Source organism: Mesorhizobium sp. LSJC280B00, from assembly GCF_000502835.1.
In the GTDB taxonomy this organism is placed as follows: Bacteria; Pseudomonadota; Alphaproteobacteria; order Rhizobiales; family Rhizobiaceae; genus Mesorhizobium.
On the sequence record NZ_AYVL01000043.1, the window covers coordinates 1 to 24,662 of the forward strand.

Consider the following 24,662-nt stretch of genomic DNA (forward strand, 5'->3'; position numbering starts at 1 on the left):
GATGATGGAGCAAGGCTCGGGCGTGGTCATCCATGTCACCTCGATCCAGCGCGAGCTTCCGCTCCCGGCATCAAAATCAAGAGCACGAGTGAATCACGCCGCGGATAAGTCGCGCGCGGATCATCATTTCAGGCGCGCAAGCTTCGCCTGCCTATGTGTCAATCGTCGCCCGCAGCCATTGCGTGATGGCATCGAAAGCGATTGGTTTTGTCGTATCGACATCAAAGAGCGGTCCACGCCGCAGCGGCTCGGCGCGCTTGGCCAGCTCGATCAGCTCGGGGACATAGGCCGCCCCGGGGTGGCCAGCGGGACGCTGGTCGAGCCGTGCGCGATAGCGCTCGGCAAGAACCTCGCCGGGTGCATGACACCAGATTTCGGCGGTCCGCTCGACACCAGCCCTTCGCAGGTGATCCTCGAGCACCTGGCGCGGCTGGAAGCCGAACCAGGCATCGACGACAACTGTTGTGCCCGCGGGAGCTTCGCCGACGACCGACCAGATGGCTTCATCACTGGCGCGACCGAGCGAGCGGTTGAATTCACGATCGCCGCCGCCGAGCACTTCGAGGAACGGGTTCTTAATGGTATCGAGCGTAAGCAATGGCCACCCTAGGCGGTCGGCGATACCGCGCGAGACCGTGCTTTTGCCGCTGGCGGGGATGCCGTTGACGAGCACGGCGCGCTGGCCGGGCACGGCACGCCGGCCCGGGTTGAGTCCAGCGGATGGCGAGGTCACCGGCGAGGCCGTAACCGCCGCCTGCCCTGCCAGCGCTTGCAGACCGGCGCCGATGACGCCGGCGTCGTCGCCGAGTTGCGCCGGTTCAACAGGGCATTGGTACCAGGGAGCCAAGGCCGGAGCCTTGGCAAGCGCCTGATGGGCCGCCTGGCCAAGTCCGCCGCCGAGCAGCACCAGATCGGGGGCGAACATCGCCACCGCTGTATCGATTGCCGCACGCAACGGTCTGGCCCAGGCTTCCAGTATCCCGCGCACCGGCGTGTCGCCGCTCGCATCCCGGGCGAAAAGCTGATCGACCGAGATATCCGGACCGAGGCCTGCGCGTGAGATGTGACGGCCAAGTGCTGTACCGGAGCTGGTGGTTTCAACGCAGCCGCGCCGGCCGCAGACGCAGGCTTCGCCTGATATGTCGACAGTGATATGGCCGAGCTGCCCCGCCGTCCCCTTGCCGCGGACGATCTGCCGGTCTTGAGCCACGGCACCACCAATGCCGGTCCCGATGGTGAACATGACGATGTTTTCGTGACCCATGGCGGCGCCTCGAGCCATCTCGGCGACCAGTGCCATGTTGCAATCATTGTCGATCACGACGGGCTTGCCCGCCAGGTTTTCCAGCCGTTGCGCCGGGGAGACCGAGGCGAGGTTGACATAGCCTCCGGACAAGACGGCGCGACGCCGCGCATCGACGCGTCCCGGGACGCCGATGCCGATGGCGGCAACCTCCGGAGAATCGAGCCGGCGCACCATCTCGGCGATCCGGGAGAGCATGAGCGCCGGGTCCGGCGCGCTCTTTTCGGACATGCGGTCAAGGATTTCGCCTGTGCCGGAAATGCGGGCGGCGCGCAGATTGGTGCCGCCGATATCGATCCCGATGGCCATCGAACTATGAGGCATGACGTCCCGTGTGTGCCCGGTGTGAACGGCGAATGACTAAGCGGCTTTCTGCCGGTAGTTTCCGATCACGGCCTGAAGCTCGTGCAATCTCGACACTGCGATGGTCTTAAGCCTTTCCCGCTGAATGTCACGGTCCAGCGAGATGCAGTCCTTCCACAGCGACCGGCCGGCGATCACGCCTGACGCGCCGTTCTTCATCGCGATCTCGACCTGGCCCAGGAACGTTGCGTGGTTGACGCCGGCGGAGAGGACCGCCCATGGCACCTCGCCAGCCATGCTGCTGATCCTGGCGCAGGCTTCCGGCGTTCCGGGATAAGGAAGCTTGAGCACCTTTGCCCCGCATTCCAGCGAAATCCGAGTGCCCTCTTCGACAAGCCAGGGGATCTTGGCCGTATAGTCTTCAAGGCTTTCGCCTTCGAGTTGATAGGTCAGGAATTCGACGATGAGCAGCAGGTCCTCTTGCCCGAAGTCGGCGATGCACTGGCGCAGAATGGCGACGTTATACTCGTTCGCCTCCGGTCTGTCGGCCCTGAGATAGACCATGATCTTGCCGCCGGTGCCACCGAGTTCGCGGACGCGGCGCGCGTCGATGTCGGGAACGAGGCGCGACAGCCGGTAGCCGGCGGGCGAGACGTCGAAGCCCGAGGCATCGAGGCCGATGAGCAGAGCCGTATCCCGGTTCAGCACCCCTTCATCGACAACCCGCGGCACCGCGCAGAGCGGGTCGAGCAGCACGCAGGATGCCTGACTGGCGAGGTATCGCGTGATGTCCTCCTTGGTGTCGCCGAGCATGTCGTTGGTGATTTTGGCCTGTTCGGCAGGGTCCGACGCCAGCAAGGTCCGCATGCCGCCGCGCTGGTCACAGGCGATGGCCATCATGGCCCCGTCCTTGCCGCATATCTGCTGATAGCCGCGTAACTCCGCCGTCGTCATCTTTGTCATGGTCTTTTGTCCGATGTTGGCGCCCATTCACCAGGGCGCAGATCCGTGGAACAAGAAATGTTCAGTTTTTACCTGCCTGCCGGCAGGAAGGTTTGCCGCTTTGATGCGCTATCGAACCGAGAAATCTGGCTTGGCAGCAACGTTCGGTGGAAACGAACCCAAGTTGCGAGTCTGCCGGATTTGCGCGATAACTCCCATCGGTTGATGGGTCTGTAACACATTGCTGAAAGGAATTGCAAGCTGTCTGTCCCTCCCACACAAGATGCGGCCGCATCGCGGACGATGCTGCATACGGTCGCCAAAATGCACTACGAGGCGGAGATGTCGCAGGTCGACATTGCGCGCCGGCTCGGTGTCTCCACCGCCACCATATCGCGTTTGCTGCAGCGGGCGAGAGCAGAGGGCATCGTGCGGATCGAGGTTCTCGATCTTGTGACGCCCGAGGACATCACCAGGCAGTTGATTGACGGGTTGGGGCTGCGCGACGCCGCGGTTGTCGAAACGCCGGCAGCCGGAGCGCTGACGGCGCTCGCCGCACCGCTCGGCGCCTTGCTCAAGCAAGCGGAACTGACGGCCGGCTCGGTGGTTGCCGTCGGCTGGGGGCGAGCCATCCGCGAGGTGATCCGGGCAGGCCTGCCGCGCATTCCCGGGGTCCTTACCGTCGCTGCCACCGGCGGCATGCAGCAGCAGGCGGCGCATTTCCAGATCAACGAGTTTGTACGGCTGGCCGCCGAAGAGTTCGGCGGGACGCCGCATTTCATCCATGCGCCCTATCTGCCGTCCACCGAATTGCGTCAGGTCTTCCTTGGCGATGCGGCCATCCGCGACAGCGTCGCGCTTTGGGACCGGACCGACGTTGCGATCGTCGGCATCGGCCTGCCCCATGCCATCAATCCGCCCGAGGCGAGCGCGGCCACACTGAGCGAACAGGCCCTGTTTCATGCGGCTGGAGACGTCATCCGCCATTACTTCGACGCCGAAGGCACCCTTATCCCGTGGGAAGGGGAGGGCCGGATGATCGCAATGTCGCCGGCCCAGCTTCGAACCGTCCCCTTGGTCATCGGCGTTGCCGCCTCGCCGGAGAAGGCGACGGCCATCATCGGTGCCGTCCGCGCGAGACTCATCAATGCCCTGATAACGGACACGAAAACGGCGCAAGCCATCCTCGTGGCTCTCGTGCCTCGATAGAAGGCGGACACCATGATGCGCGACATCGGCGCGCCTGATCAATCCTGAACCGATCGACGCCACGCGGTCCGGGAGCCTGGGGCCCCGAAATCACCTGTTGTCTCGTCAGGGACTTGGGGGCAATAGCCGTGCGGGCCCTGCGGAGCAGACAGATGTTGTCCGGTTTGAAAAGCGTTCCGGCCAGGGAAGTACCGGTTGCAATTTCTTTCAGCAAAGTGTTACAACCTGCCGCTAGGCGCGCATGCGCGCCGAGCGGCGCAGTTCTCTGGACCTTGCGGATGCGAGGAAACGGGACTGCGGGCAGCAGGGCTGGTCGGTTTCGACTGGCTGATCTAATGACTGGGCGCCTGGGAGGAGCTGCCCGTAACAGCAAGCAGGCGAAACCCGTTTTCCGGCCGTCAGCGCATTTACGATTCGTAGCCTGAACAGATTGACGGCCATTCCCGATATCAATCGCAACGGCAAATCTGCCAACATTATGAGGAGGATGTTATGAAGAAGATTGTTGCCGCCCTGGCGGCTCTCGCCATCTGCGCAACGGCGCTGATCACGCCCGCTTTGGCGCAGGACAAGAAGTTCACCATTGCTCTCGTTCCGGGCCTTACCACCGACGGCTTCTACATCACCATGCGCAAAGGCGCTCAGGCGGCGGCCGATGCCCTTGGCGTGACCCTGGTGTTCCAGGGCGCTTCGGATTTCAATCCGGTAACGCAAGTCCCCGTGCTTGACGCGGTCATCGCCAAGAAGCCAGACGCGATCCTGATCGCGCCAACCGACAAGGTTCAATTGGTCGAGCCGCTCCGCAAGGCCAATGATGCCGGCATCCCGGTGATCACCGTCGACACTTTCATCGGCAGCGGCGTCTACCAGACCGGTGCCGGTGAGGCGGATTTCCCGCTGTCCTATATTGCTTCGGACAACATTCTGGGCGGCGAGATCGCCGCGCGGGCATTGGTCAAGGCCATAGGCGGCAAAGGCAAGGTCTATGTTTCCAACGTTAAGCCCGGCATTTCGACCACCGATCAGCGTGAAGAGGGCTTCAAGAAGGAGATGGCGAAGCATCCGGACATCACCGTGCTCGAGACGCAGTTCAACGACGACGACGCCAACAAGGCTGCCTCGCAGCTCCAAGCGACGTTCGCGCGCAACTCCGATCTCGTTGGTGTGTTCGGTGCAAATCTGTTCTCGGCGATCGGCGCGGCGAACGGCGTCAAGCAGGCAGGGCAAAGCGGGACCATCAAGGTCGTCGCGTTCGACGCACCGGTCAGCATCGTCGACAACATCAACACCGGCTTGGTGGACGTTGCGATTGCCCAGCATCCGGCCGAGATCGGCTATTTTGGTGTCGTTTCTGCCTATGCCCACCTGACCGGCCAGTCGATCCCGGTTGCGATCGGCACCGGCTTTACGATCATGGACAAGTCAAACATCGCGGGCCCGAACATCTCGAAGTACCTCTATTCCGAATGAGGTACCTCTATTCCGAATGATTCCAACCAGCTTGGTCCCCTTCCGGCTTGCCGGGAGGAGACCAGCGCCGGGTCTCTGGGACCCTGTTGACGGAGGCCGCGCTGCGGATCGGATGTGTCAATGACTTCAACATCACCAACCGAGCAGAGCGAAACCCATGTCGCCCCTCAGGCCGACCATGGTGATCCGGCCAGGACCTGGCTCGGACGCATCGCCGAAGGGCGCGCCTGGCTGTTTCTCGCCGGCCTGATCATCTGTTTCGAGGTTTGGTCGAGGGCCTCCTTCGGCGCGACCTTCGTGCTCAATCCGTTCAACGTGCAATCCATTGCGATATTTGCCGTGGCGCCGTTGCTGCTTGCGACCGGACAGACATTCGTCATCATTTCGGGAGGCATCGACCTCTCGCTGGGCTTCATCATGGGCCTTGCTGCTGTTGTTGCGGCCCATGCCACGAATCTGGCTGGCGCCGCCATGCCGGTGCCTCTGGCCATGATGGTGGGCATTCTGGCGGCCGTGATCGTCGCGGGAGTCCCTGGCATGATCAACGGCTTGCTGATCTCGCGCCTCAGAATTCCGCCCTTCATCGGCACGCTTGGCATGTTTGGCGTGGCGCGCGGCGCTGCTTTCCTGCTCGCCGGCGGCACGACGGTACCGGTCCAGAATTCCTGGTTCGCGCTGCTCGGCAACGGCAGGTTCTACGGTGTGCCTTATCTCGTCATCATTGCAGCCGTTTTCGTCGTCGCGATGCACTACATCCTGAGCCAGACCCGGTTCGGCCAGCATAACTACGCCATCGGCGCCAATGTGCAGGCGGCTCGTCGTGCCGGCATCGACATCAGAGGCCATATCCTGCGCCTCTATGTGCTTTCGGCGATGTGCGCAGGCCTCGGTGGCGCCCTCTATGCAGCGCGCTTCACCGCGGGCGCGGCCCAGGCCGGCGAGCCGTTGCTGCTCGACAGCGTCGCAGCCGTCGTGATCGGCGGCGCCAGCCTGTTCGGTGGATCGGGCACGATCTTCGGGACGGTCGCCGGTGCGCTGGTGATCGCGGTCATTCAGTACGGGCTGGTTTTCGTCAATGTCGAGCCGTTCTGGCAGTTCATCGCCGTCGGCGTCGTCATCATCATTTCCGTTCTCATCGACCAGGCGCAGCGCCGGTTCAGTGGAGCCCGTCAGGATGAATAGCCCAGGCCAGACCACCCCCCTCCTGGAAGTCCGGAATCTTTCCAAGCACTTCGGCGCCGTCCGGGCGCTCAACGATTTCTCCATGGTCGTGCGGCCGGGCGAAGTGGTGGCCCTGGCGGGCGACAACGGCGCCGGCAAGACCACGCTGATCAAGGCGATATCGGGCGTCTTTCAGCCGACGGGCGGTGAAATTCTGCTGAGGGGTCAGCCGGTGACATTTGCGACGCCGCATGAGGCGCGCGAAAAAGGCATCGAAACCATCTATCAGGATCTCGCTCTCGCCGACAATTTGTCCATCGGCGCCAATATCTTCCTTGGCCGTGAACCCATGCGCAAGGCCTTCGGTTTCTTGCCGGTGCTCGATCGCAAGGCCATGGCCGTCGCCGCCAAGAAGACCATGGGGCGATTGGACTTCCATGTCAGCCGGCTCGATGCCCCGGTCAGCAATTTCTCCGGCGGTCAACGGCAGGCTGTTGCCATCGGCCGGGCCGTCTATTGGGACGCGCAGATCCTGATCATGGACGAACCGACCGCGGCCCTCGGCGTGCCCGAACAGCGCAAGGTCATTTCGCTCATCCACCAACTCAAGGCCCAAGGCAGGGGCGTAATCTTCATCTCGCACAATTTGCTGGATATTTTCGCCGTGTCCGACCGCATCATCGTGCTGCGGCGCGGCGTCCAGGCCGGCGAGCGCAAGATATCGGAAACCAACCATGACGAAGTCGTCAAGCTGATGGTTGGCGGATAGACCGCGAGCCGGAAAGCGTAGACCCGCCAGCCGGGAGCCAATGCAATCTCCTCGTAGGATCTACCCTAAAAGGGCAGCTTCAGCGCATAATCCCCGTAGTCTGTTTCATGCGATCAATGATCTCCGCCATCAGCGCCAAGTCGCGACGAGAGTCCGCGAGATCGGTCAGAGGTTTGGTGCCGTCCATGATGTGGCGATGGAAGCTTTCGAGCTCATTGGAGAAGGCATCGCCATAGAGCGGCCCGTATGTCCGCGTCACAGGACCGCCGACGCCGGCTTTCGTCACTTCCAGCCGCGCTGATCGATGCCTTGTCAGCGTTTCCGCATGTTTGAGAAAAATTTGACACGCGTCAAGTTTGAAAATGGTGTGCCGCGGGTTTCGATGTGCTGCATTGCAGCAAACCGGTGTCGAGCTATCGCGGCATCAGATGGCGAAATCCACAAGGCAGGGGATGCCGAGGCCAGGCTAGAAGCCGGCTTGGTCAGCAGTCGGATTCAACTTCCGAGTGCGCCACTCAGGCAGCGGCGTCAGCGCCGGGCCATCCGGGCGAAACAGGTGGCAACCGCGGGAGAGATGTCGAGCGCGATCGGGCTGTGCAACGGCGTCCTGTCGCCGCCTTCGGCCTGCACGACCCTCGACGTGTAGGATTTGGCATAGCGCTGGCGCTGTCAAAGACCGGACTTTCGGGGCCGGAATGGGTTGATGTGTTCAGCAGCGAACAGCGAACTGGCAGTCAGTTTGCTCAGCTCTTCACCGACCCGGCGGCCAGGCCCGCGAGGAAGTAACGTTGTGCAATCAGATACAGGATCAGAAGCGGGAGTGATCCCAGCACGCTCATCGCCATCATCTCGTTCCATTCGAACGCATGTTGGCCCATAAGCAACTCGATACCGATCGGAACGGTCCGCATGTCCGTCGACTTCGTCAAAGTGAGCGCAAAAAGGAACTCGTTCCACGCCAACAGAAACGTATAGACCGCGGTCGCGACGACGCCGGGGACTGAAAGAGGGATAATCACACGCCACAGCGCTGTCCAACTTGACCCCCCATCGACCAGCACTGCCTCATCGAGTTCCTTTGGCAGGGTATTGAGATAGCCGGTCATCAGAAGGATTGCGTAAGGCAGGGTGAATACCATGTAGGTTAGAATCAGCGCGAAATAGGTGTTGAAAATGCCGAAGGCGACGACCATGCCGAAATAGGGGATCAGAAGCGTGATCGGCGGTACGGTCTGTGTGCTGATGATGAAGACGTTAAGGGTATTCTTAAGCCGGAATGAATAGCGGCTGAAGCCATAGGCCGTCAGAATGGCAATCAGCAACGTCAGAAGGGTTACCACTCCCGCGACCAGGTAGCTGTTGAGAAAGAAGCGCACCTTGGTCGGATCATTGAAGATCGAAAGATAGGCTACGTTCGTGAAATGGTCGGGCAGCAGTTTCGGCGGCAGGGCAAAGATCTCGGTGTTCGATTTCAACGAAGTGAAAAACATCCACAGGATTGGAAAGCCTGCAAAGACCAGACCGGCCGCGAGCCCGAGATATGTCAGTACGGTCGGCAAAACGGTGCTTTTGAAGGAGCGCTTTGCCATTGCCGGTCACCTGGCCTTCTGGTGTTTGATGTAGAAGTAAGTCGCGCCCATCGAGATGATCAAGATGAAGATCGCGCTCGCCGAAGCCTGTGAAAATTCGTAACTCGAAAACGCAAGCTTATAGGTATACGTGCTCAGCACCTCGGTCGAATGGATCGGTCCACCGCCCGTCGTCATCCAGACCAGGGGGAAGACTTGCATCGTCCAGATAAAATCCAGCAGGGCGATGCTGATGATGATTGGCATCAGCTGCGGGATCGTAATGTACCGAAACTTTTGGAACTCATTGGCGCCATCGATGCCGGCGGCTTCGTAAAGGTCCTTGGGGATGCCCTGGAGACCGGCGAGCAAGCTGACCATATATAGGGGGTATCCCGCCCAGATGTTCGCAAACGTCAACGCATGGATCGCGGTTTTCGTCGAGGAGAACCACTCGACCTTGGAGTTGACGATATGGAGCGTCATCAGAATGCTGTTGACCACGCCATTGGGATCCAAAAGCAGCCGCCAGATGATTGCGATGATCACTGCCGTAAAGAGCCAGGGCAATATGTAGAGAACACGCAGGATGCTTCTAATCATCGGATGGACGCGTTGGGTGTTCAGCAACAGGGCGAAGGCCAGGCCGATTAGAAGGTGGAAAATGACGCTCATCACCGTGAAATAGAGGGTCTGCCCGACCGACTGCCAGAAGACTGGATCTGTGAAGATCGTCTCGTAGTTCTGCAACCCTATGAAAGCAGCGTCCTTTTTCATGATTGCGCCGTCCATCAGCGAATAGCGCAGGACCGTGATCATGGGAAACAGCATTAGTAGACAAAACAAAAACGTGGCGGGTGCCACATAAAACAGCGGAGTGAGCCGCTTTCTCGTCTTGTAAGAAAGCATGCCACGCTTGCGCATTTTCGTTCGCGCGACGATCAAACCTTCGTTGGCGAGGCTCATGAGGTACAATCCGCTTGGTCATCGACCGTATGGTCCGGTTCCGATGCAGCGGCAGCGCGATAGATCTTATCGCGCTGCCGAATTGTCTGAAGCGGCGCCTACTTGGCGAAGTCAACCAACCACTGCTTTTGCGTGTTGGCAGCGGCCTCCTTTGCGGTTTGCTGGCCGTCGAACATCTTTTGCACTTCGACGTTCATGTCGCGCATCAGGTCTTCGGCCACCGGCAAGCCCACGAATTCATTGGCCAAGTGACCGCTTTGGAAGATCTTGAAGGCTTCCTCGAACAGCGGGTCCGATTTCGAGAAGTCAGGCTTCGCTTGCACGTTGCCCGGAAAGGCATTTGCGAGCGATACCAGGCGGCCGTTCACTTCCGGGCTCATCAGATATTCAACAAGCTTCCAGGCTTCTGCCTTATGCTCGGTGCTGTTGCTAATGCCGATGCCCCAAGAGGCATAGGGCAGTCCGCGCTTACCCGTATAGCCGTCGACCGCAGGAAGCGCAGAGATACCGAACTTGAGATTGGGGTTACGCTGGCGGATAAGATTGATATGAGCCAGCGAGTCGATCATCATTCCGACACGGCCGTTGACGAACTCTTCGACCTTGTCCTGTTCCTTCTTGGCAAAGATGCCTGGCGATATGACGCCGGCGTCCTGTAGCGACTTGACGTATTCGAGTGTACCGACCACGGCCTCATTTTCCACGTCAGGCTTGCCGTCCTTGAGCATCGATGCTCCGGAAGCCCAGACCCAAGACATCACGTCGTTCTGGATGCCGCCGGGGTTTTGCAGCGATAGCGGCAGCACCCACCCGTACTCGTTCTTGTCCGCATTGGTCATCTTCTTCGCGGCAGCGGCGAATTCTGTGCGGTTGGCCGGCATCTTGTCGACACCAGCAGCCTTGGCCAGATCGAGGTTGACGAAGACCGGGTATACGAACGAGGCGAGCGGGAACATGACGCTTTGGCCGTTGACCTTGATGATGTCAGCGATCTGGCTCTGATCATATTTGGCGTCAGCCATCAGGCTGTCCATGGAAGCGATTGCGCCCTGCTTTGCAAGGCCATTGACCCATGCTCCGTCCAGGCCGACGACGTCGCTGAGCGTCCCCGACGCGGCGCCGACTACGATCTGATCATGGGTGGCGGAATAGGGACCGCTGACGAGCGTCACCTTGATACCAGGGTTTTTGGCTTCGAAGTCGTCCATGATGCTACGCAGAGCACCGGCGGGCATTTCCGGCTCCCACCATTGGATGAATTCGAGATTGGTCTCAGCAAAGGCGCAGGTAGCAGACAGTGCCCAGACAGCCACAGCGGACGTGGCCGCAGCAATATATCTTCTGACGTTCATGTTTTCCTCCTAGGAGCGACGTTTGGCTCGATCCTCCCGATCGCGATCAAACTAGGTTCTTTTCCGGGTCTTTGTGTCAATCAAGAACTGCAATCGTGAAAAATGGGTAGGATGCCGGGACGTTATGACTGAATGTAAGCCATTGATTGGTATATGGTTTTCTTAAGTTCTCTGGGGGTAGTTTTTCCCTTGTGCACATTGCTTGTGCCGCTTTCTTTCTCTATTTTCGTAAACAAATGAAAGCCACTCCCCTAAAAAGAAAACAAATGAAAGTCGTATATTCGAAGAGAAAAAACGCCATTCGGTGGGGTCGCGCGCTCGCGTAGACGTCGCAATTCAGAGGCGTTCAGGCGATCGTTTTGGTTGTCGATGACAGGGTGCCGCCGGGCACAAGACGATCTCCACCTCCGGTGGAAAAATCGGCTGTCGCGCGCTGAACCGATGTCGAGCAAAGTCTCACCAATTGCCAACGAAGACGGCCCGAGCTGTGATGGGCGAGCGAGAACTGGTCGGATTGCCCAGGAGAGCGAAGCCAGCGTCTACCGTCACCTACGCAAATGGACCAGAAGACGGAAGCGACATTTGCGCCTCCGTCCCTTTAGCCGGGTCAACCATCGCGGACCACGCTAGATTGTGAGGTGCGTCTGGGGATCGAAGAAGTGCAACTTGGCCGCATCGATCGCCAGATCAATCAACGCGCCCGGCCGGACCGCGCTGACGGCTTCAAACCTCGCTACGGCGTTTGCTGCGCCGCTTAGATCTTCAACAGCATCTGGGTCGCCAGAATCGATTCGAACCGCGTCGACCTTCAAATGAACGATAAGCTCGGATCCCAATTCCTCTGTCGTCTTCACGATGGCCGGTAGAGTGGCATGTCGCGATCCCGATTCCAGACTGCTGTCGTAAAGATCCTCGGGGCGTATGCCGAAAATGAGCGTCTTGCCTTCGAAGGCGCTCAGACCAGGAGAGCGCTCAAACGCACTCGTCGGCACCGGTATCGAAAAGGTCGGCAGGTTGATCCTGCCATTGTGCAAACGGCCTTCGAACAGGTTCATCGACGGCGAGCCGATGAAACCCGCGACGAAGGCATTGACTGGTCGATGATACAGCGTCTTTGGCGTGTCGACCTGCTGAAGGACACCGCCTTTCAAGACCGCAACCCGGTCGCCCATGGTCAAGGCTTCGGTCTGATCGTGTGTTACATAAATCGTGGTCACCCCCAGCTGTCTTTGCAGGCTGACAATTTCCGCGCGCATTTGCACGCGCAGCTTGGCATCGAGGTTTGACAAGGGTTCATCCATGAGAAAGGCTGCCGGTTCGCGCACCATCGCGCGCCCCATGGCGACCCTCTGGCGTTGTCCGCCAGACAGCGCGGCCGGCTTACTGTCGAGCAGCGTGTGCAGCTGCAGGGTCTTTGCTATTTCATGGACGCGCTTCGTGCGCTCGGCCTTGCTCTTCCCCGCAAGCTTCATCGAAAAGCCTATGTTGTCGAACACTGTCATATGCGGATAAAGGGCATAGTTCTGAAAGACCATCGCAATATCCCGGTCCTTCGGCGCCAAGTCCTCAACATTCTCTCCACCAATGGTCAGGGTTCCGCTGCTGATCTCCTCCAGCCCCGCGATCATGCGCAAGGCTGTCGATTTTCCGCATCCCGAAGGGCCAACGAGAATGAGGAACTCGCCGTCGTTTATCGTCAGGCTAAGATCCTTGATGGCTTGGAATTTCGTCCCGTAGGTCTTGCAAATTTTGTCCAACACAACAACAGCCACGTCACATCCTCCCTATTGTCAGCGCTACCTAAACATCGAATAGCCTCCGCGCGGCGCGACTGCAGATCGAACCGGCATTGCTATCTGCGCGGTTAACCGCGCGCCTCGGACGTCCCACCAGCAGCGGCAATATCCGAGTGATGAATTCTCAGTCTGGCGACGTAATCGGTATGGGCACAGGTGCATTTTCTTTCGCCATCCACGCGACACAGGCGTTGTGATCCGGCAGAGCCATGCGGCCACCCCGGCCCGTCACTGAGATCGCGGCCGCGGCAGTTGCATAAACAGCGCAGGCGACAGGCTGCTTTCCCTGCGTAAGGGCGAAGGCATAGGCGCCATGAAAACAATCCCCCGCGCCGGTCGTGTCCACTGCCCTGACCTTGTAGGCCGGAACGTGCCACAAAACGACATCGTCCTTTTGCCGGATATAGGCTCCTCGATCGCCTTCGGTTAACACGACCGCGGAGCGGTCATCTGACCACAGCTTGCGCAGGATCGCTGTCGCCTTGGCCTCGCCAGTATAGGTTTGGGCAAATTTCAGAGGCAATACGAGGTGATTTGACAGGCGGATCAATCGTTCGGTCGCAGGTCCGACAGTCCACTCAATATCGGCCACCACCGCCAGACCCAGCTTACGGGCACGAGCAACGATCATGTCGGCGTGCGTGGCGTAACCGTCGATCAGCAGCACCTGGGCTTGCGCAAGGACGCTATCGGCCAGCGCATCGGAGGTGCCGTGCGGCACATCATCATCATAGGCGATGAACCTGTCACCATCGGGCGCGACCGTAATAACCGACCGGATCGGCTTGGCATCGGAACGACGTGGCGCGAAAGATATGTCGACGCCGTGTCGTTCAAGCTCGTGGGCGCCGACATCCGTAAGTGGCTGATCACTCAGCCAGCCGATGAAACCGGCACGCCCCCCCAGCTTGGCGACAGCAACGAGTGCCGTCGCCACATTGCCGCCGTGGTCCTTCGTGCGATTTGTCACCTTCCCTTTGCCAGCACCCAGCGGGCTGTCGACATAGATGATGTCGTCAATCGCCAAGGCTCCGAAGCCCAAAACCTGCAGATTGCCGGTCACAGCTCACGTGCCCGCAGCCGCCAAAGCGTCTTGCGGCGCCATCCCATCGTGAATGACGCACTTGAATGCACGCGCTGCCATCGTGGTGTCACCGTGCCCCCACAGATTGCGCCCCACGACGGCACCCTTCGCACCGGCGCGCAGGGCTTCAGATGTCTGGGTGAGAGCGCCCAGAAGATCCTCGGTCTTCGGACCGCCGGCGATAACGATGGGAACCGGGCAAGTTGCCACGGTTTCCTTGAATGAGTCGAAGTCCCCGGTGTATCCGACCTTGATCACGTCAACACCGGTCTCAAAACCAATCCGCACTGCGTAGGCGATTTCGTCGGGGGTGAAGACGATATTGCAGCCGTTTGAATAGTCGCGGGGATAAACATGTGCAACGACCGGCATTTCGAAACGAGCAGCCGCGTTGACCGTATCGGTAAGCCAACGAATGTAGTGACCCTCGGTATCGCCCCGCACCGGAATGGCGACCGCCAGCGCATCGGCACCATAGCGCACTGCATCTTCGGGCGTCGCGATCAACTGACTGATCCGATCGTCGGGCGTAAAGCATCCCGCCTGAATGACCAGCGCTGCCTTGCCGGCGTAAGCCGGCCACAAATGACGCGCCGCACCAGGCTGGATGCTGATGTAATCTGGCTCTCCGGCCATCACCCGCTTGAGCGCGCCGGGCAGATCCGCAAGGCCTCCCTCGCGGACGTTGCCGTACCCTACGAAATGGTCGACGGCACCACCGAACAGGTTCCCAGATCGATGCGAGAACAGCCGCGACAAGCGAATTTTAGTTCCAAGGCCCATATCAGTGCAGTCCCTTCGCAATTGTTGATCTGACGTTGAGGACCCTAACTCGAAAGCAAAACAATATTCAATATTTCGATTTCTTTCGTTTCGATATAGGTTGCAACTGCAACGGCTAGCATTCGCTGCGGTGAGGCGGTATCCCTCGAATTCTCAAACGCAGGCCGGTTTCCTATTCGATTTTCGAAAGGTTGGCGTGCAGTTATCCAAACAGCAATTCGGGGTTACACATGCTTGCGGAACAACGGCGACATCAGATCATGCTCGCGCTTCAGCGGACCGGCCAGGCGCGTACCAGCCAACTGGCGGAAAACTTCGGCGTCTCCGAGGTGACCATCAGGTCCGACCTGGAAATTCTGGATGCAAAAAAGCAGTTGATCAAAACGCATGGCGGTGCGATCGCCTTGCCCGCTGATTCGCCCGCGGCGGCCTTCGAAGAGCGGATGTCTCGCAATTTCGATGCCAAACGGCGTATCGCGCAGATGGCGGCGCGCCAGATCATAGACAACCAGTCCGTGGTGTTCGACAGCGGCTCGACGTTGCTGCAGGTCGCAATGCAGATGCCCCCGGTCAACAATGTGGTAGTAGCCACAACCGCGATGAACATTGCACAGCATCTGATGTATCGCCCTGGGCTGGACGTGCATATGATAGGCGGTCGGGTCTATCCCTCGACGGTCAGCACGATCGTGTCGGATTTTGATAGGGCTGTGGGCGGGCTTGTGGCCCACCAAGCGTTCCTCAGCGCGCATGCGATCGATCAGTCATTCGATGTCGTCGATGTCTCAGAAGACATTGCGCGCACAAAACGCAATCTGGTTCGTATGGCCAGGCGCGTGATCCTTGTGGCGGATTCAAGCAAATGGGATATTGGCGCCTCATCTAAGGCATTTTCGTTGTCACGTGTCGATCTGATCATCACCGACACCGCTATGCCCTATGGGATTCGCAGTCGATTGGACAAGCTGGGAGTCGAAGTGCGCTATGTGTAGGTGCCTTCCGGATTGTGGTGCCCAGAATTGGCAGCGTGTCCCATTGGCAACCGACGTTTCGGAGTACGAAGACAAATTTAGCACATTAAGGATCTTCATATCGCGCTAGACTGGAAAGCGCGCTGTTGCTGCCCTCAGCATCTCGGTGCCGACGCTGCGTCAATCGCCGAAGCTCGATCTCGCCGGCTGAGACCAGCTTCTTCACCTCGCGGAACCTCCCGGCGTTTCTCCCCAGGGCCCGACTCGAACGACCCCTCTCAGTCGCGTGCAATTCTGCCTGGCGGCAACCGATATTCGGAGTCAATATGGCTTGTACTTTTCGCGTCAACTAATAAATTTACGCGTGAAAAAATTCAGCGATACGCGTTGAAACTGCTGAAGCTCTCTGTAAAATTTTGCCTTGCCGTTGCACGGCAGCGTATGCGGGTACCCTGGGGCAGCGCTAGGGCAACCCAGTGATTGGATGTCCAGAACGCGAGGCGTTTGAATTGCCGACGACGCACAAGACGATGGATGATTTTGCCCGCTCTTGCGGCGTCTCCAGGCCGACGCTGTCGAAATATTTCGACGATCCGACCAGCGTCAAGCCAGCGACACGGCAGCGTATCGAAGAGGCGCTGCGCTCGTCCGACTACCAGCCCAATCTGTTTGCACGCAACCTGAACCGCAAGCGGACCCGCAGCATCGGCATCATGGTGCCGACAGTGGCCGACCCCTTTTATTCGGAGATGGTCAGCCGCATCGAACTAAGGCTGCGCGACGAAGGCTACTGGCCGATCGTGATCTCCTCGCACGGCTCGCGCGAGCTCGAAGTGGAGGCAACGCGAACCATCCTGTCGCTGAAGGTCTCCGGTGCACTCATCGCGCCGCTCGGCCTGCGCTCGGACCACCGCACGCTGGAGAAGCTGACGCAGGCCATACCGGTGGTCTATTTCGACACCTATCTCGAAGGCGGAACGCCGTTCGTCGGCAACAACAATGCCCAGAGCGTCTCGACCATCGTCGAGTATCTGTGCCGGTCCGGCGACGCCCCGGTCTATTTCGATATCCCGCACGTCAACCACAACTCGCCAGAACGACTGAAAAGCTATATCGCTTCTATGAAGCGGCTCGGGCATGAGCCTGTCGTCATCGGCAACACCGACGAGTACACATGGGATTTCGAACGGATCGGCTACGAGCAAATGGAAAAAATGCTCGGCAATGGCGGCATGTCGGGCAAGACCATTCTGTGCAACAACGACCGTCTCGCCTTCGGCGTGATGGCGGCCGCCTACGCGCAAGGCCTCAAGGTCGGTCGCAAGGCCGACTGCGACCTGCGTGTCGCAGCTCATGACGATCACCCGCTGAGCCGCTACACATGTCCAGGCCTCACCACCATGGCGCAGGACTTCGCCGCCATGGCGGGATATAGCGTCGAGACGCTGCTGGCCCTGCTGAACGAGGATGGAGCTGAGGTTGCCGCTAAGGTCAATCTCGACGCGACGCTGGTTATGCGTCAATCGGCCTGAGCTTTCCATCGAAGCCGCGCCACGCGGCAACCGCCGCGCCGACGGCTTGCCGCGAGGCCGGACCATGGCGGCCCATCGAGACAAAGCCGTGGATCTGGCCAGGCCAGCGCCTCAGCACGACAGGCACGCCGTCATCTTGCAGACGCTTTGCGTAAGCCTCACCCTCGTCAACGAGAATGTCGTGACCGGCGATCGCGACAAAGGCTGGTGCTGCGCCGGCAGGCTGGCGACCTTCAGCGGCGACACGCGCCAGTCGTCGATATCCCCGGCATGGTTGACATAGTGGTCGCGGAACCAGGCCATCGTTGCCGCGGTGAGACCATAGCCCTCAGCAAAACGGCGATAGCTGTCCGCTGTCTGCGAGGCATCCGTGTTCGGATAGAACAGCAATTGCACGGTCGGCGGATTCTTGCTCCCACGCACCATCAGGCACAGCACCGCAGCGAGATTGCCACCGGCGCTGTCGCCGGCGACAGCGATCCGCTCCGCGTCGATGCCGAGATCGTCGGCCGCACTTTGCATGAAGGCAAATGCTGCGCGACAATCCTCGATGGCGGCCGGGAATTTGTGTTCCGGCGCCAGCCGATAGTCGGGACAGACGACCACACAGGCCGCCATGTTGGCAAACCAGCGGCAGATCTCGTCATGGGAATCGAGATTGCCGATCACCCAGCCGCCGCCATGCAGATAAAGCAACGCTGGGGCACTGGCCAAGGCCGCCCGTCGCCCGTGATAGATCCTGAGCGTCAACGGGCCGCTAGGCCCGTCGATGAAGCGTTCGTTCAGTGAGGCGACCGGCTCGCGTTCACCCTGCAGTGTGGGAAAGCTCTCCTCATAGGCGCGCCGCGCCTCTTCAGGCGTGCCGGCGTCGAACGGCCGCGCAGGAGCCTGTCGGCCGAGGTCGAGCACATGCCGGGCTTCCGGATCGAGAAATGATGAAAGCAACGTAGCCATCGACTGATCCTACGCCTCAGACAAGCAGGCTCGTCGCCTCGTCCTCGCCAAGAAGCGGCGGCTGGTCGACCGCCCCGTTGACGGCGACGGACTCGCGGCTTTCTCCCGAAGCGAGGATCGCCTCCATGATCTCCAGCACATGCAAAGCGAGATCGCCGGAGGCGCGGGGTTTTCTGCCCGTCGTCAGCGCATGCGACAGATCGGCGACGCCAAGCATGCGGTAGTTGGCGCGGTCGGGCGCGGCGTAAGGCCAGTTGCGCCCCCCGTAGAGCTCGCTCTCGCTATGGAAGTCGGCCCAGTCGGCGCCGCGTTCCGAAAGCGATACGGTGCCGCCGAACGTGTCAGGATCGGGCAGGCGCAGTGAGCCTTCCGTGCCGTGCAGTTCGATAGGGTGATTGGAGTGTCTGAAGACATCCCAGGAGGCTCCGAAGGTGACGGTGGCGCCCGATCGGAACTCCAGCAGCGATAGGATGTTGGTCGGCGTGCCGACCTTGAAACTGGTGTTCCTGTAGGGACCTTCGGCAGTGATAAGGCGCACTTCCTGTCCCCGAGTCGCCATCGCCATCACGCGTGCCACCGGCCCAAGCAGGTTGACCAGCATGGTCAGGTAATAGGGGCCCATGTCGAAGATTGGGCCGGCGCCCGGCTGATAGTAAAATTGCGGATTGGGATGCCAGTGCTCCATGCCGCGCCCCATCATGAAGGCGGTGCCGGTGACGGCGCGGCCGATCGCGCCCTCGTCCATCAGGCGGCGCGCCCGCCGTCCGGCTGCGCCGAGAAAAGTGTCGGGGGCCGAGCCTAGGAGCAGATTGCGCTTCGCCGCCTCGGCGACAAGCCGGCGGCCCTGGCTAGCTGAGGTTGACAGCGGCTTTTCGGTGAAAACATGCTTGCCCGCCGAAAGCGCCGAAAACGAGATGTCGAAATGCGCCGCCGGGACGGTCAGGTTGAGGACAAGGTCGATGTCCGGATCGGCTAGAAGCGTGTCGACGCTGACTGCCCGGATGCCGTATTCGCTGCCGCGCAGCGCCGCCAGTTCGGTGGAAATGTCGGCGCATGCACGCAACTCGAGGCCGCCGAAGAGCGCCGCGTTGCGCAGATAAGTCATCGAGATGTTGCCGCATCCGACAATGCCGATACCGAGCTTAATCTGTGGTTTTGCTTGCATTTTCGAGTCTGCCTCCCAACGCGATGACACTTCGGCGGGCCTGCTGAATCGGTGGCGAGCCGCAATCACAGCCCGCTATACAGCACTTTAAATATTGACGCGCGTAAAATTTTTGCAGAACATGCGAAAAATGCTGGCGCAACATTGGAGGCCCCAGCCTTCAGGGGAGGAAATGACTGACATGAAAAACGGCCGACCGCCGCTACGAAGCCTGTGGGTCACGTCACCATCGCCGATCGCCGGCAATTTCTCATCGGCGCCGGCATGCTGGGCGCCGCAGCGCTCGACACGGGTCTCGGCATTCGACCGGCGCGGGCGCAATCACGTTCCGAAATCAGCTTGCCAGCGCCTTCTTCGGCAAGGAAACCTTTGGCGACCTAATAAAGGCCTTCAACGAACGGCAGGACCGCAAGGCTAACGCGGGGCGGCATCAAGGAATGAAAGGACGATAGTGAAAGACCTGAAAGTCGGTTGCCAGACCTTTACCTGGGAAATGCTCGGAGAGGGCTTTGCCGGCGGCCCGGACGATCTCTTGAAGGCGATCGCCGATGGCGGCTATGCCGGCATCGAGATCACCGACACGATGATCGGCCGATATGCCGACAAGCCGGCGGAGTTCGCGACCGCGCTCAAGGCGTCAGGCCTGACGCTCGTCTCCTTCGCCTTCGGTTCCAAGAGCGGCTTCACGCTCAAGGAGAAGATCGGCAACGACCTCGAGACCGCGAAGCGATGGATCGACTTCGCTGCTGCCTTTCCGGACACGCTGGTGTCGATGGGCTCGGCGACAGTCGTCTCCGACGGCCCGCGCGACGACAAATTTGCCATCGCCGCGGAGGTCTACAACAAGGCGGGGGAGCTAGGGCGCAAGGCGGGCGTCCAGGTCGCGGTGCATCCGAGTTCGCACCACAACACGCTGCTCTTCGATCGCGCCGACTACGACCGGATCTTTGGGCTGGTCGATCCGTCGCTCGTCGGCTGGGTGCCGGATACCGGCCACATCTTGCGTGGCCATCGGAACATGGCCGATACGCTCACCACCTATCGCGACCGCATCCGCTACGTGCACCTGAAGGATGTCGATGCCAGCGGCACATGGGCGATGCTCGGCAAGGGCGTCTGCGATACCGCGGCGGTGATCGACATCGCCAGTGCAGCGCCACGCTTCAATGGCTGGCTGGTGCTGGAAGAGGAATCCGAGACCGCGGCCGCCGANCCGCCGATCCGGCGGCCGCGGTCAAGACCAACCGCCAGACGATGCGCGGCTACGGCGCCTGAGGAAGAGACCATGATCCGCAAGCAAGACCGTCGCCTACGTGTCGGTGTGCTCGGCTGCGGGCCGATCGCGCAATTTGCCCATCTGGAATCCTGCGTGAAAGCCAGGAATGCCGACCTCTATGCGATCTGCGATGCCGCTCCCGACCTGCTGGCGCGCATGGGCGCGACTTATGAGCCCGAAAAAATGTATGGCGACTACGATGAGATGCTCGCCGACCCTGAGCTGGAAGCGGTGATCGTTGCGACCTCGGACGCCTATCACGTTGCGATGTCGATCAAGGCGCTCGAGGCCGGCAAGCACGTGCTGTGCGAGAAGCCGATCGGCGTCTCGGTCGAGGAAGGTGAGACGCTCGCCGATGCGGTTAAGCGCTCCGGCAAGGTGCTGCAGGTCGGACATATGAAGCGCTTCGACCCGGCACTGGAAGCGGCGCGCGATTTCGTCCGCGACGAGATGGGCGAAATCCTGGCGCTGAAGGCCTGGTATTGCGATTCCACGCATCGCTACACCAACACCGACGCGGTCCAGCCGCTGCCCGTCACCAGCAAGCTGGCAAAGAAGCCGGCCGGCAATCCGAAGGCCGACCTCAGGCAGTATTTCATGCTCGCGCACGGCTCGCACCTTGTCGATACAGCACGCTTCCTCTGCGGCGAGATTGTCGCGGTGCGCGCCCGCCTCAATGAGCGTTTCGGCGCCTATTGCTGGTTCGTCGAAACTGAATTCGCCAATGGCGCGCTCGGCCATCTCGACCTCACCGTCGCCGTCCGCATGGACTGGCACGAAGGCTTTCAACTCTATGGCGAGAACGGCTCCGTGATCGCAAAGACCTTCAATCCCTGGTATTTCCGAGCGAGCGAGGTCGACATCTTTCACGAGAAGGATGCGACGGCGCGAAAGCCGCTTGGCGCCGATGGCCATTTCTTCAGGCGGCAACTCGAAGGCCTCGCCAACACGGTCCTCGACGGCGCGCCGCTGCGCGGCGCCGATGTCGAGGACGGCCTCGCCTCGATCCGCGCCATGGTGGCGATCGCCCAATCGGTGGAGAGCGGGCTGCGCGTCGAGATCGCTGCCGTCACGGGAGCGGTCTGATGCAGGTCGGGGTGTTCGCCAGGACCTTCCCGGGCAGCGAGCCGGCCGGCGTGCTGGCGGCGGTGCGCGACGCGGGATTTGCCGTCACCCAGTTCAATCTTGCCTGCGCCGGCCTGCCGTCGATGCCGGATGCGGTACCTGACGGTGCCATCAGCGCCATCGCGGCAGCATCCGGTGCCTCCGGCGTCGCCCTGGTGGCGCTGTCGGGCACTTACAATATGGCCCATTCGGACAAAGCGGTGCGCGACGACGGCATGCGCCGGCTTGGCGTGGTCATCAAGGCCGCGGCGTCCCTTGCTGTTCCGCTCGTCACCCTGTGCACGGGAACGCGCAACGCGGACGATCAGTGGGCGTATCACCCCGACAACGCCGACCGTGAGGCATGGGACGACATGGCAGCCGAGATCGAAAAGGCGCTTCAACTCGCCGAGCGTCATGGCGTCGATCTCGGCATCGAGCCCGAACAGGCCAACATCGTAACCTCGGCGCAGGATGCGATGCGCCTCATCGCCGAGATGGGCTCGAAGCGGTTGCGCGTCGTGCTCGATCCGGCCAACCTGTTCGAACAGGCGAGCCCCGAGGAAGCAAGCGCCATCGTGGCCGCCGCCGTCGAACGCACTGCCGGCCACGTTGCCATGGCGCATGCCAAGGACCGCTTCGCCGACGGGCGCTTTGCCACCGCCGGCAGGGGCGTCGTCGATTTCCCGGATTTCGTCGCCAGGCTGAAGTCATCAGGCTTTGACGGGCCGCTGGTCACGCATGGCCTCTCGGCCGAAGAGGCACCAGGGGTTGCTCGCTTCCTGATGGGGCTGACCTGATGGCGCGCCTGGCCGCTCTGCTTCGCGACGACGCCACGCTTCGGATTTCTGATAATGGCAACGGGCTTGCCGTCGTCTTCCAGCATGGGCTGGGCGGCGGCGAGGCGCAAATCGCCCAGGCTTTCCCGGCCGGTGCCGACTTGCGGCGCATCACGCTGGAATGCCGCGGGCACGGCGCCTCCGGACTGGGCAGCCGCCGTCCGTTTTCCCTGAGCATGTTCGCGGACGATGTTGTTGCCGCCGCCGATCAAGCCGGTCTCGACCGTTTCGTCGCCGGCGGCGTTTCCATGGGCGCCGCCATTGCCTTGCGCCTTGCCTGTCGCCACCCGGACCGCATCGCGGGTCTGCTGCTTGTACGCCCGGCCTGGATTTTCGACAGCGCGCCGGTGAACCTGCGGCCGATCGCCGAGGTCGCCGGCCTCATCCTCGACCACGGCCCCGACAAGGCCAGGACGATCTTCGCGCAATCGGAGACCGCCGAGCGCCTGCAGCGCCACGCGCCCGACAATCTCGCCTCATTATTCGGCTATTTCGACCGGCCGGACGCCGCGCCATTCGCGCAGGTCCTCGCCGACATCGCCGCCGACGGACCGGGCGTTTCTGAAAGCAACGCCGCTGCCCTTGGCGTCCCCACGCTGGTCATTGGCAACGCCATGGATGCGGTGCATCCGCTGCCGGCTGCGCGAACGCTTGCCACGGCGATCCCCGGCGCAACCTTTGCGGAAATCTCTCCCAAGGCGCTCGACAGCGTCAGGCATTTCGCCGAGCTGCAGGCTGAGATCACGACCTTCCTTCGCGCTCACTTCAACATCCGGAGCCTTGTCCCGTTATGACGACCAAATCCCTGTCCGGCCCCGCTGCCATCGCCGCCCTTCCGCGCAACCGGCTGCTCGGCGAGTTTTCGCTGTGGTCGGCCGACCTCGCCAATATGGAGCGCGACCTGAAGCGCATAGATCCGTTTGTCGACCTCCACCACATCGACGTCGCGGACGCCCGCTTCACCCCCGGCTTCCTGTTCTTTCCGGACCTGGTGGCGCGGATTGCCATGCTGACGGCAAAGCCGATCCATGTGCATTTGATGGTTGAAGCGGAGATCGTCGAGGAGCAGACGCGCCAATTCATCGAGGCCGGCGCCGATCTTGTCAGCGTCCATGCGGAAAACGGCGAGGCCGGCCTACGCGCCGCGCGGCTGGCGCGTGCACTCGGCGTCGAGGCCGGGGTGGTGCTGAGACTGGAAACACCGGTGGCCGCGGTCAAACCTTTCCTGTCGCAAGTGGCTTTCGTGACGCTTCTCGGCACATCCATCGGCGTCAAGGGCCAGAGCCTGTCCGACCAGGCCGGCCCGCGCCTGATCGAGGCACGGGCGCTGATGCGAAAAGCAGGTCGAGAGAACGAAATCATCTTGGCTGCCGATGGCGGCATCCGCCACGAAACGGTGCCCCGCCTGCGCGCCGCCGGCGCCGAAACCGTGGTGCTCGGATCGCTGGCATTCGGCGACCCCGACCTTGCGCAGCGCATGGCCTGGCTGCATGGGCTGGAGATTGCCGCCTGATGACAAAGGTTGCGCTTGCCTTCGATCTCGGCGGAACGGAGCTGCGCGGCGCGCTGGTCGAGAGCGGCGGCCACGTGATCGCCCATGTTTCGGCCCCGACGATGGCGATCGCGGGATCGGAAGCGGTGATCGGCCAGATCATCGCGCTGGCCGGGGACCTTCTGACACAGCACCCACAGGCCAAGGTTGCCGGCATCGGCGTCGGCGCACCGGGGCCGCTCGACCCCAAGGCCGGGATCGTGATCGCACCGCCGACACTGGCTGGCTGGCACGATGTGCCCTTGATCGACATTCTCGGCAAGTATTTCGGTCTGCCGGTGCGGCTGGAGAACGACGCCAATGCCGCAGCACTCGGCGAATGGCGCTTCGGCGCCGGGCGTGGCGCCGGGTCGATGGTGTTCGTCACCGTGTCGACTGGCATTGGCGGTGGCGTCGTTGCCGAGGGTCACGTCTATCATGGCCGGCGCGGGCTGGCGGCCGAGATCGGCCACATGACCATCACCGGCGAAGGAGACCGCTGCTTCTGCGGCGCCGTCGGCTGCTTCGAGGCGGTCGCCTCCGGAACCGCGCTCGGGCGGCGCGCCACGGCGCTGACGGCGCCG

At 61.3% G+C, this 24,662-nt stretch carries 22 protein-coding genes and 1 pseudogene; 12 read left to right on the forward strand and 11 right to left on the reverse strand.

Translation table 11 applies throughout. From position 1 onward, the window contains the following. Positions 1-151: 151 nt before the first annotated feature. Positions 152-1,627 carry an ROK family protein gene (locus tag X773_RS70655; protein WP_031213031.1) on the reverse strand — a complete coding sequence of 492 codons (1,476 nt, stop codon included), beginning with the start codon at positions 1,625-1,627 and terminating at the stop codon, positions 152-154. 36 nt (positions 1,628-1,663) lie between these two features. Next, a complete protein-coding gene (locus tag X773_RS70660) occupies positions 1,664-2,569 on the reverse strand; it encodes a tagatose-bisphosphate aldolase (RefSeq protein ID WP_031213032.1) in 906 nt (301 codons plus the stop codon). Between the two features lie 282 nt (positions 2,570-2,851). On the opposite strand from X773_RS70660, the gene X773_RS70665 reads away from it, so the two are divergent. From X773_RS70665 to X773_RS70680, 4 genes are all read left to right on the forward strand, one after another. Beyond that, entirely contained in the window at positions 2,852-3,757 is a 906-nt protein-coding gene (locus X773_RS70665) for a sugar-binding domain-containing protein (protein WP_023680283.1), read from the forward strand. Positions 3,758-4,249: 492 nt separating this feature from the next. Then, the gene (locus X773_RS70670; protein WP_023680284.1) at positions 4,250-5,227 is read left to right on the forward strand and encodes an ABC transporter substrate-binding protein; all 978 of its coding nucleotides are present in this window, start codon (positions 4,250-4,252) and stop codon (positions 5,225-5,227) included. A 120-nt stretch (positions 5,228-5,347) separates the two neighbouring features. Further along, positions 5,348-6,409 (forward strand): ribose ABC transporter, encoded by a 1,062-nt coding sequence (locus tag X773_RS70675; protein WP_023680285.1) that lies wholly within the window; start codon positions 5,348-5,350, stop codon positions 6,407-6,409. Further along, positions 6,402-7,157 (forward strand): ATP-binding cassette domain-containing protein, encoded by a 756-nt coding sequence (locus X773_RS70680; RefSeq protein ID WP_023680286.1) that lies wholly within the window; start codon positions 6,402-6,404, stop codon positions 7,155-7,157. The genes X773_RS70675 and X773_RS70680 overlap by 8 nt, the downstream gene beginning before the upstream one ends. Before the next feature lie 79 nt (positions 7,158-7,236). Here the strand turns inward: X773_RS70680 and X773_RS70685 are convergent, their stop codons facing one another. The 7 genes from X773_RS70685 to X773_RS70720 form a co-directional block, all read right to left on the reverse strand. Next, complete coding sequence (locus X773_RS70685; RefSeq protein WP_023680287.1) at positions 7,237-7,443, reverse strand: hypothetical protein; 207 nt, start codon at positions 7,441-7,443, stop codon at positions 7,237-7,239. 457 nt (positions 7,444-7,900) lie between these two features. Beyond that, positions 7,901-8,746: a carbohydrate ABC transporter permease gene (locus X773_RS70695; protein ID WP_023680289.1), complete on the reverse strand. Its 846-nt coding sequence runs from the start codon at positions 8,744-8,746 to the stop codon at positions 7,901-7,903. A 6-nt stretch (positions 8,747-8,752) separates the two neighbouring features. After that, the gene (locus tag X773_RS70700) at positions 8,753-9,691 is read right to left on the reverse strand and encodes a sugar ABC transporter permease (protein ID WP_023680290.1); all 939 of its coding nucleotides are present in this window, start codon (positions 9,689-9,691) and stop codon (positions 8,753-8,755) included. 98 nt (positions 9,692-9,789) lie between these two features. Then, complete coding sequence (locus tag X773_RS70705) at positions 9,790-11,043, reverse strand: sugar ABC transporter substrate-binding protein (RefSeq protein ID WP_023680291.1); 1,254 nt, start codon at positions 11,041-11,043, stop codon at positions 9,790-9,792. 626 nt (positions 11,044-11,669) lie between these two features. Next, positions 11,670-12,815, reverse strand: a complete 1,146-nt coding sequence (ugpC, locus tag X773_RS70710) for a sn-glycerol-3-phosphate ABC transporter ATP-binding protein UgpC (protein ID WP_031213033.1) — start codon at positions 12,813-12,815, stop codon at positions 11,670-11,672. Between the two features lie 148 nt (positions 12,816-12,963). Next, positions 12,964-13,902, reverse strand: a complete 939-nt coding sequence (locus X773_RS70715; RefSeq protein WP_023680293.1) for a PfkB family carbohydrate kinase — start codon at positions 13,900-13,902, stop codon at positions 12,964-12,966. A gap of 3 nt (positions 13,903-13,905) precedes the next feature. Continuing rightward, positions 13,906-14,706 (reverse strand): class I fructose-bisphosphate aldolase, encoded by an 801-nt coding sequence (locus tag X773_RS70720; RefSeq protein ID WP_031213035.1) that lies wholly within the window; start codon positions 14,704-14,706, stop codon positions 13,906-13,908. Between the two features lie 230 nt (positions 14,707-14,936). Here X773_RS70720 and X773_RS70725 point away from each other — a divergent pair, with 230 nt between their 5' ends. Then, positions 14,937-15,698: a DeoR/GlpR family DNA-binding transcription regulator gene (locus X773_RS70725; RefSeq protein WP_023680295.1), complete on the forward strand. Its 762-nt coding sequence runs from the start codon at positions 14,937-14,939 to the stop codon at positions 15,696-15,698. 509 nt (positions 15,699-16,207) lie between these two features. After that, on the forward strand, positions 16,208-17,209 hold the full coding sequence (locus tag X773_RS70730; RefSeq protein ID WP_023680296.1) for a LacI family DNA-binding transcriptional regulator: 1,002 nt from the start codon (positions 16,208-16,210) through the stop codon (positions 17,207-17,209). Between the two features lie 111 nt (positions 17,210-17,320). Here X773_RS70730 and X773_RS70735 read toward each other — a convergent pair whose 3' ends face one another. Together X773_RS70735 and X773_RS70740 are read right to left on the reverse strand one after the other, a co-directional pair. Next, entirely contained in the window at positions 17,321-18,163 is an 843-nt protein-coding gene (locus X773_RS70735) for an alpha/beta hydrolase (RefSeq protein ID WP_023680298.1), read from the reverse strand. Positions 18,164-18,179: 16 nt separating this feature from the next. Beyond that, positions 18,180-19,328, reverse strand: a complete 1,149-nt coding sequence (locus X773_RS70740; protein ID WP_023680299.1) for a Gfo/Idh/MocA family oxidoreductase — start codon at positions 19,326-19,328, stop codon at positions 18,180-18,182. A 493-nt stretch (positions 19,329-19,821) separates the two neighbouring features. Between X773_RS70740 and X773_RS75645 the strand changes: the two are divergent. The 6 genes and pseudogenes from X773_RS75645 to X773_RS70765 form a co-directional block, all read left to right on the forward strand. Beyond that, a pseudogene (locus X773_RS75645) lies at positions 19,822-20,603 on the forward strand (sugar phosphate isomerase/epimerase). Between the two features lie 10 nt (positions 20,604-20,613). Beyond that, positions 20,614-21,690 carry a Gfo/Idh/MocA family oxidoreductase gene (locus tag X773_RS0139850; RefSeq protein WP_031213036.1) on the forward strand — a complete coding sequence of 359 codons (1,077 nt, stop codon included), beginning with the start codon at positions 20,614-20,616 and terminating at the stop codon, positions 21,688-21,690. After that, positions 21,690-22,508 (forward strand): sugar phosphate isomerase/epimerase, encoded by an 819-nt coding sequence (locus X773_RS70750; protein WP_023680302.1) that lies wholly within the window; start codon positions 21,690-21,692, stop codon positions 22,506-22,508. The genes X773_RS0139850 and X773_RS70750 overlap by 1 nt, the downstream gene beginning before the upstream one ends. Then, positions 22,508-23,341, forward strand: a complete 834-nt coding sequence (locus X773_RS70755; RefSeq protein WP_023680303.1) for an alpha/beta fold hydrolase — start codon at positions 22,508-22,510, stop codon at positions 23,339-23,341. The genes X773_RS70750 and X773_RS70755 overlap by 1 nt, the downstream gene beginning before the upstream one ends. Then, complete coding sequence (locus X773_RS70760; protein ID WP_023680304.1) at positions 23,338-24,060, forward strand: D-allulose-6-phosphate 3-epimerase; 723 nt, start codon at positions 23,338-23,340, stop codon at positions 24,058-24,060. The genes X773_RS70755 and X773_RS70760 overlap by 4 nt, the downstream gene beginning before the upstream one ends. Continuing rightward, on the forward strand, positions 24,060-24,662 hold a 603-nt coding region (locus tag X773_RS70765; protein ID WP_023680305.1), incomplete at its 3' end, for an ROK family protein. The genes X773_RS70760 and X773_RS70765, both read left to right, overlap by 1 nt.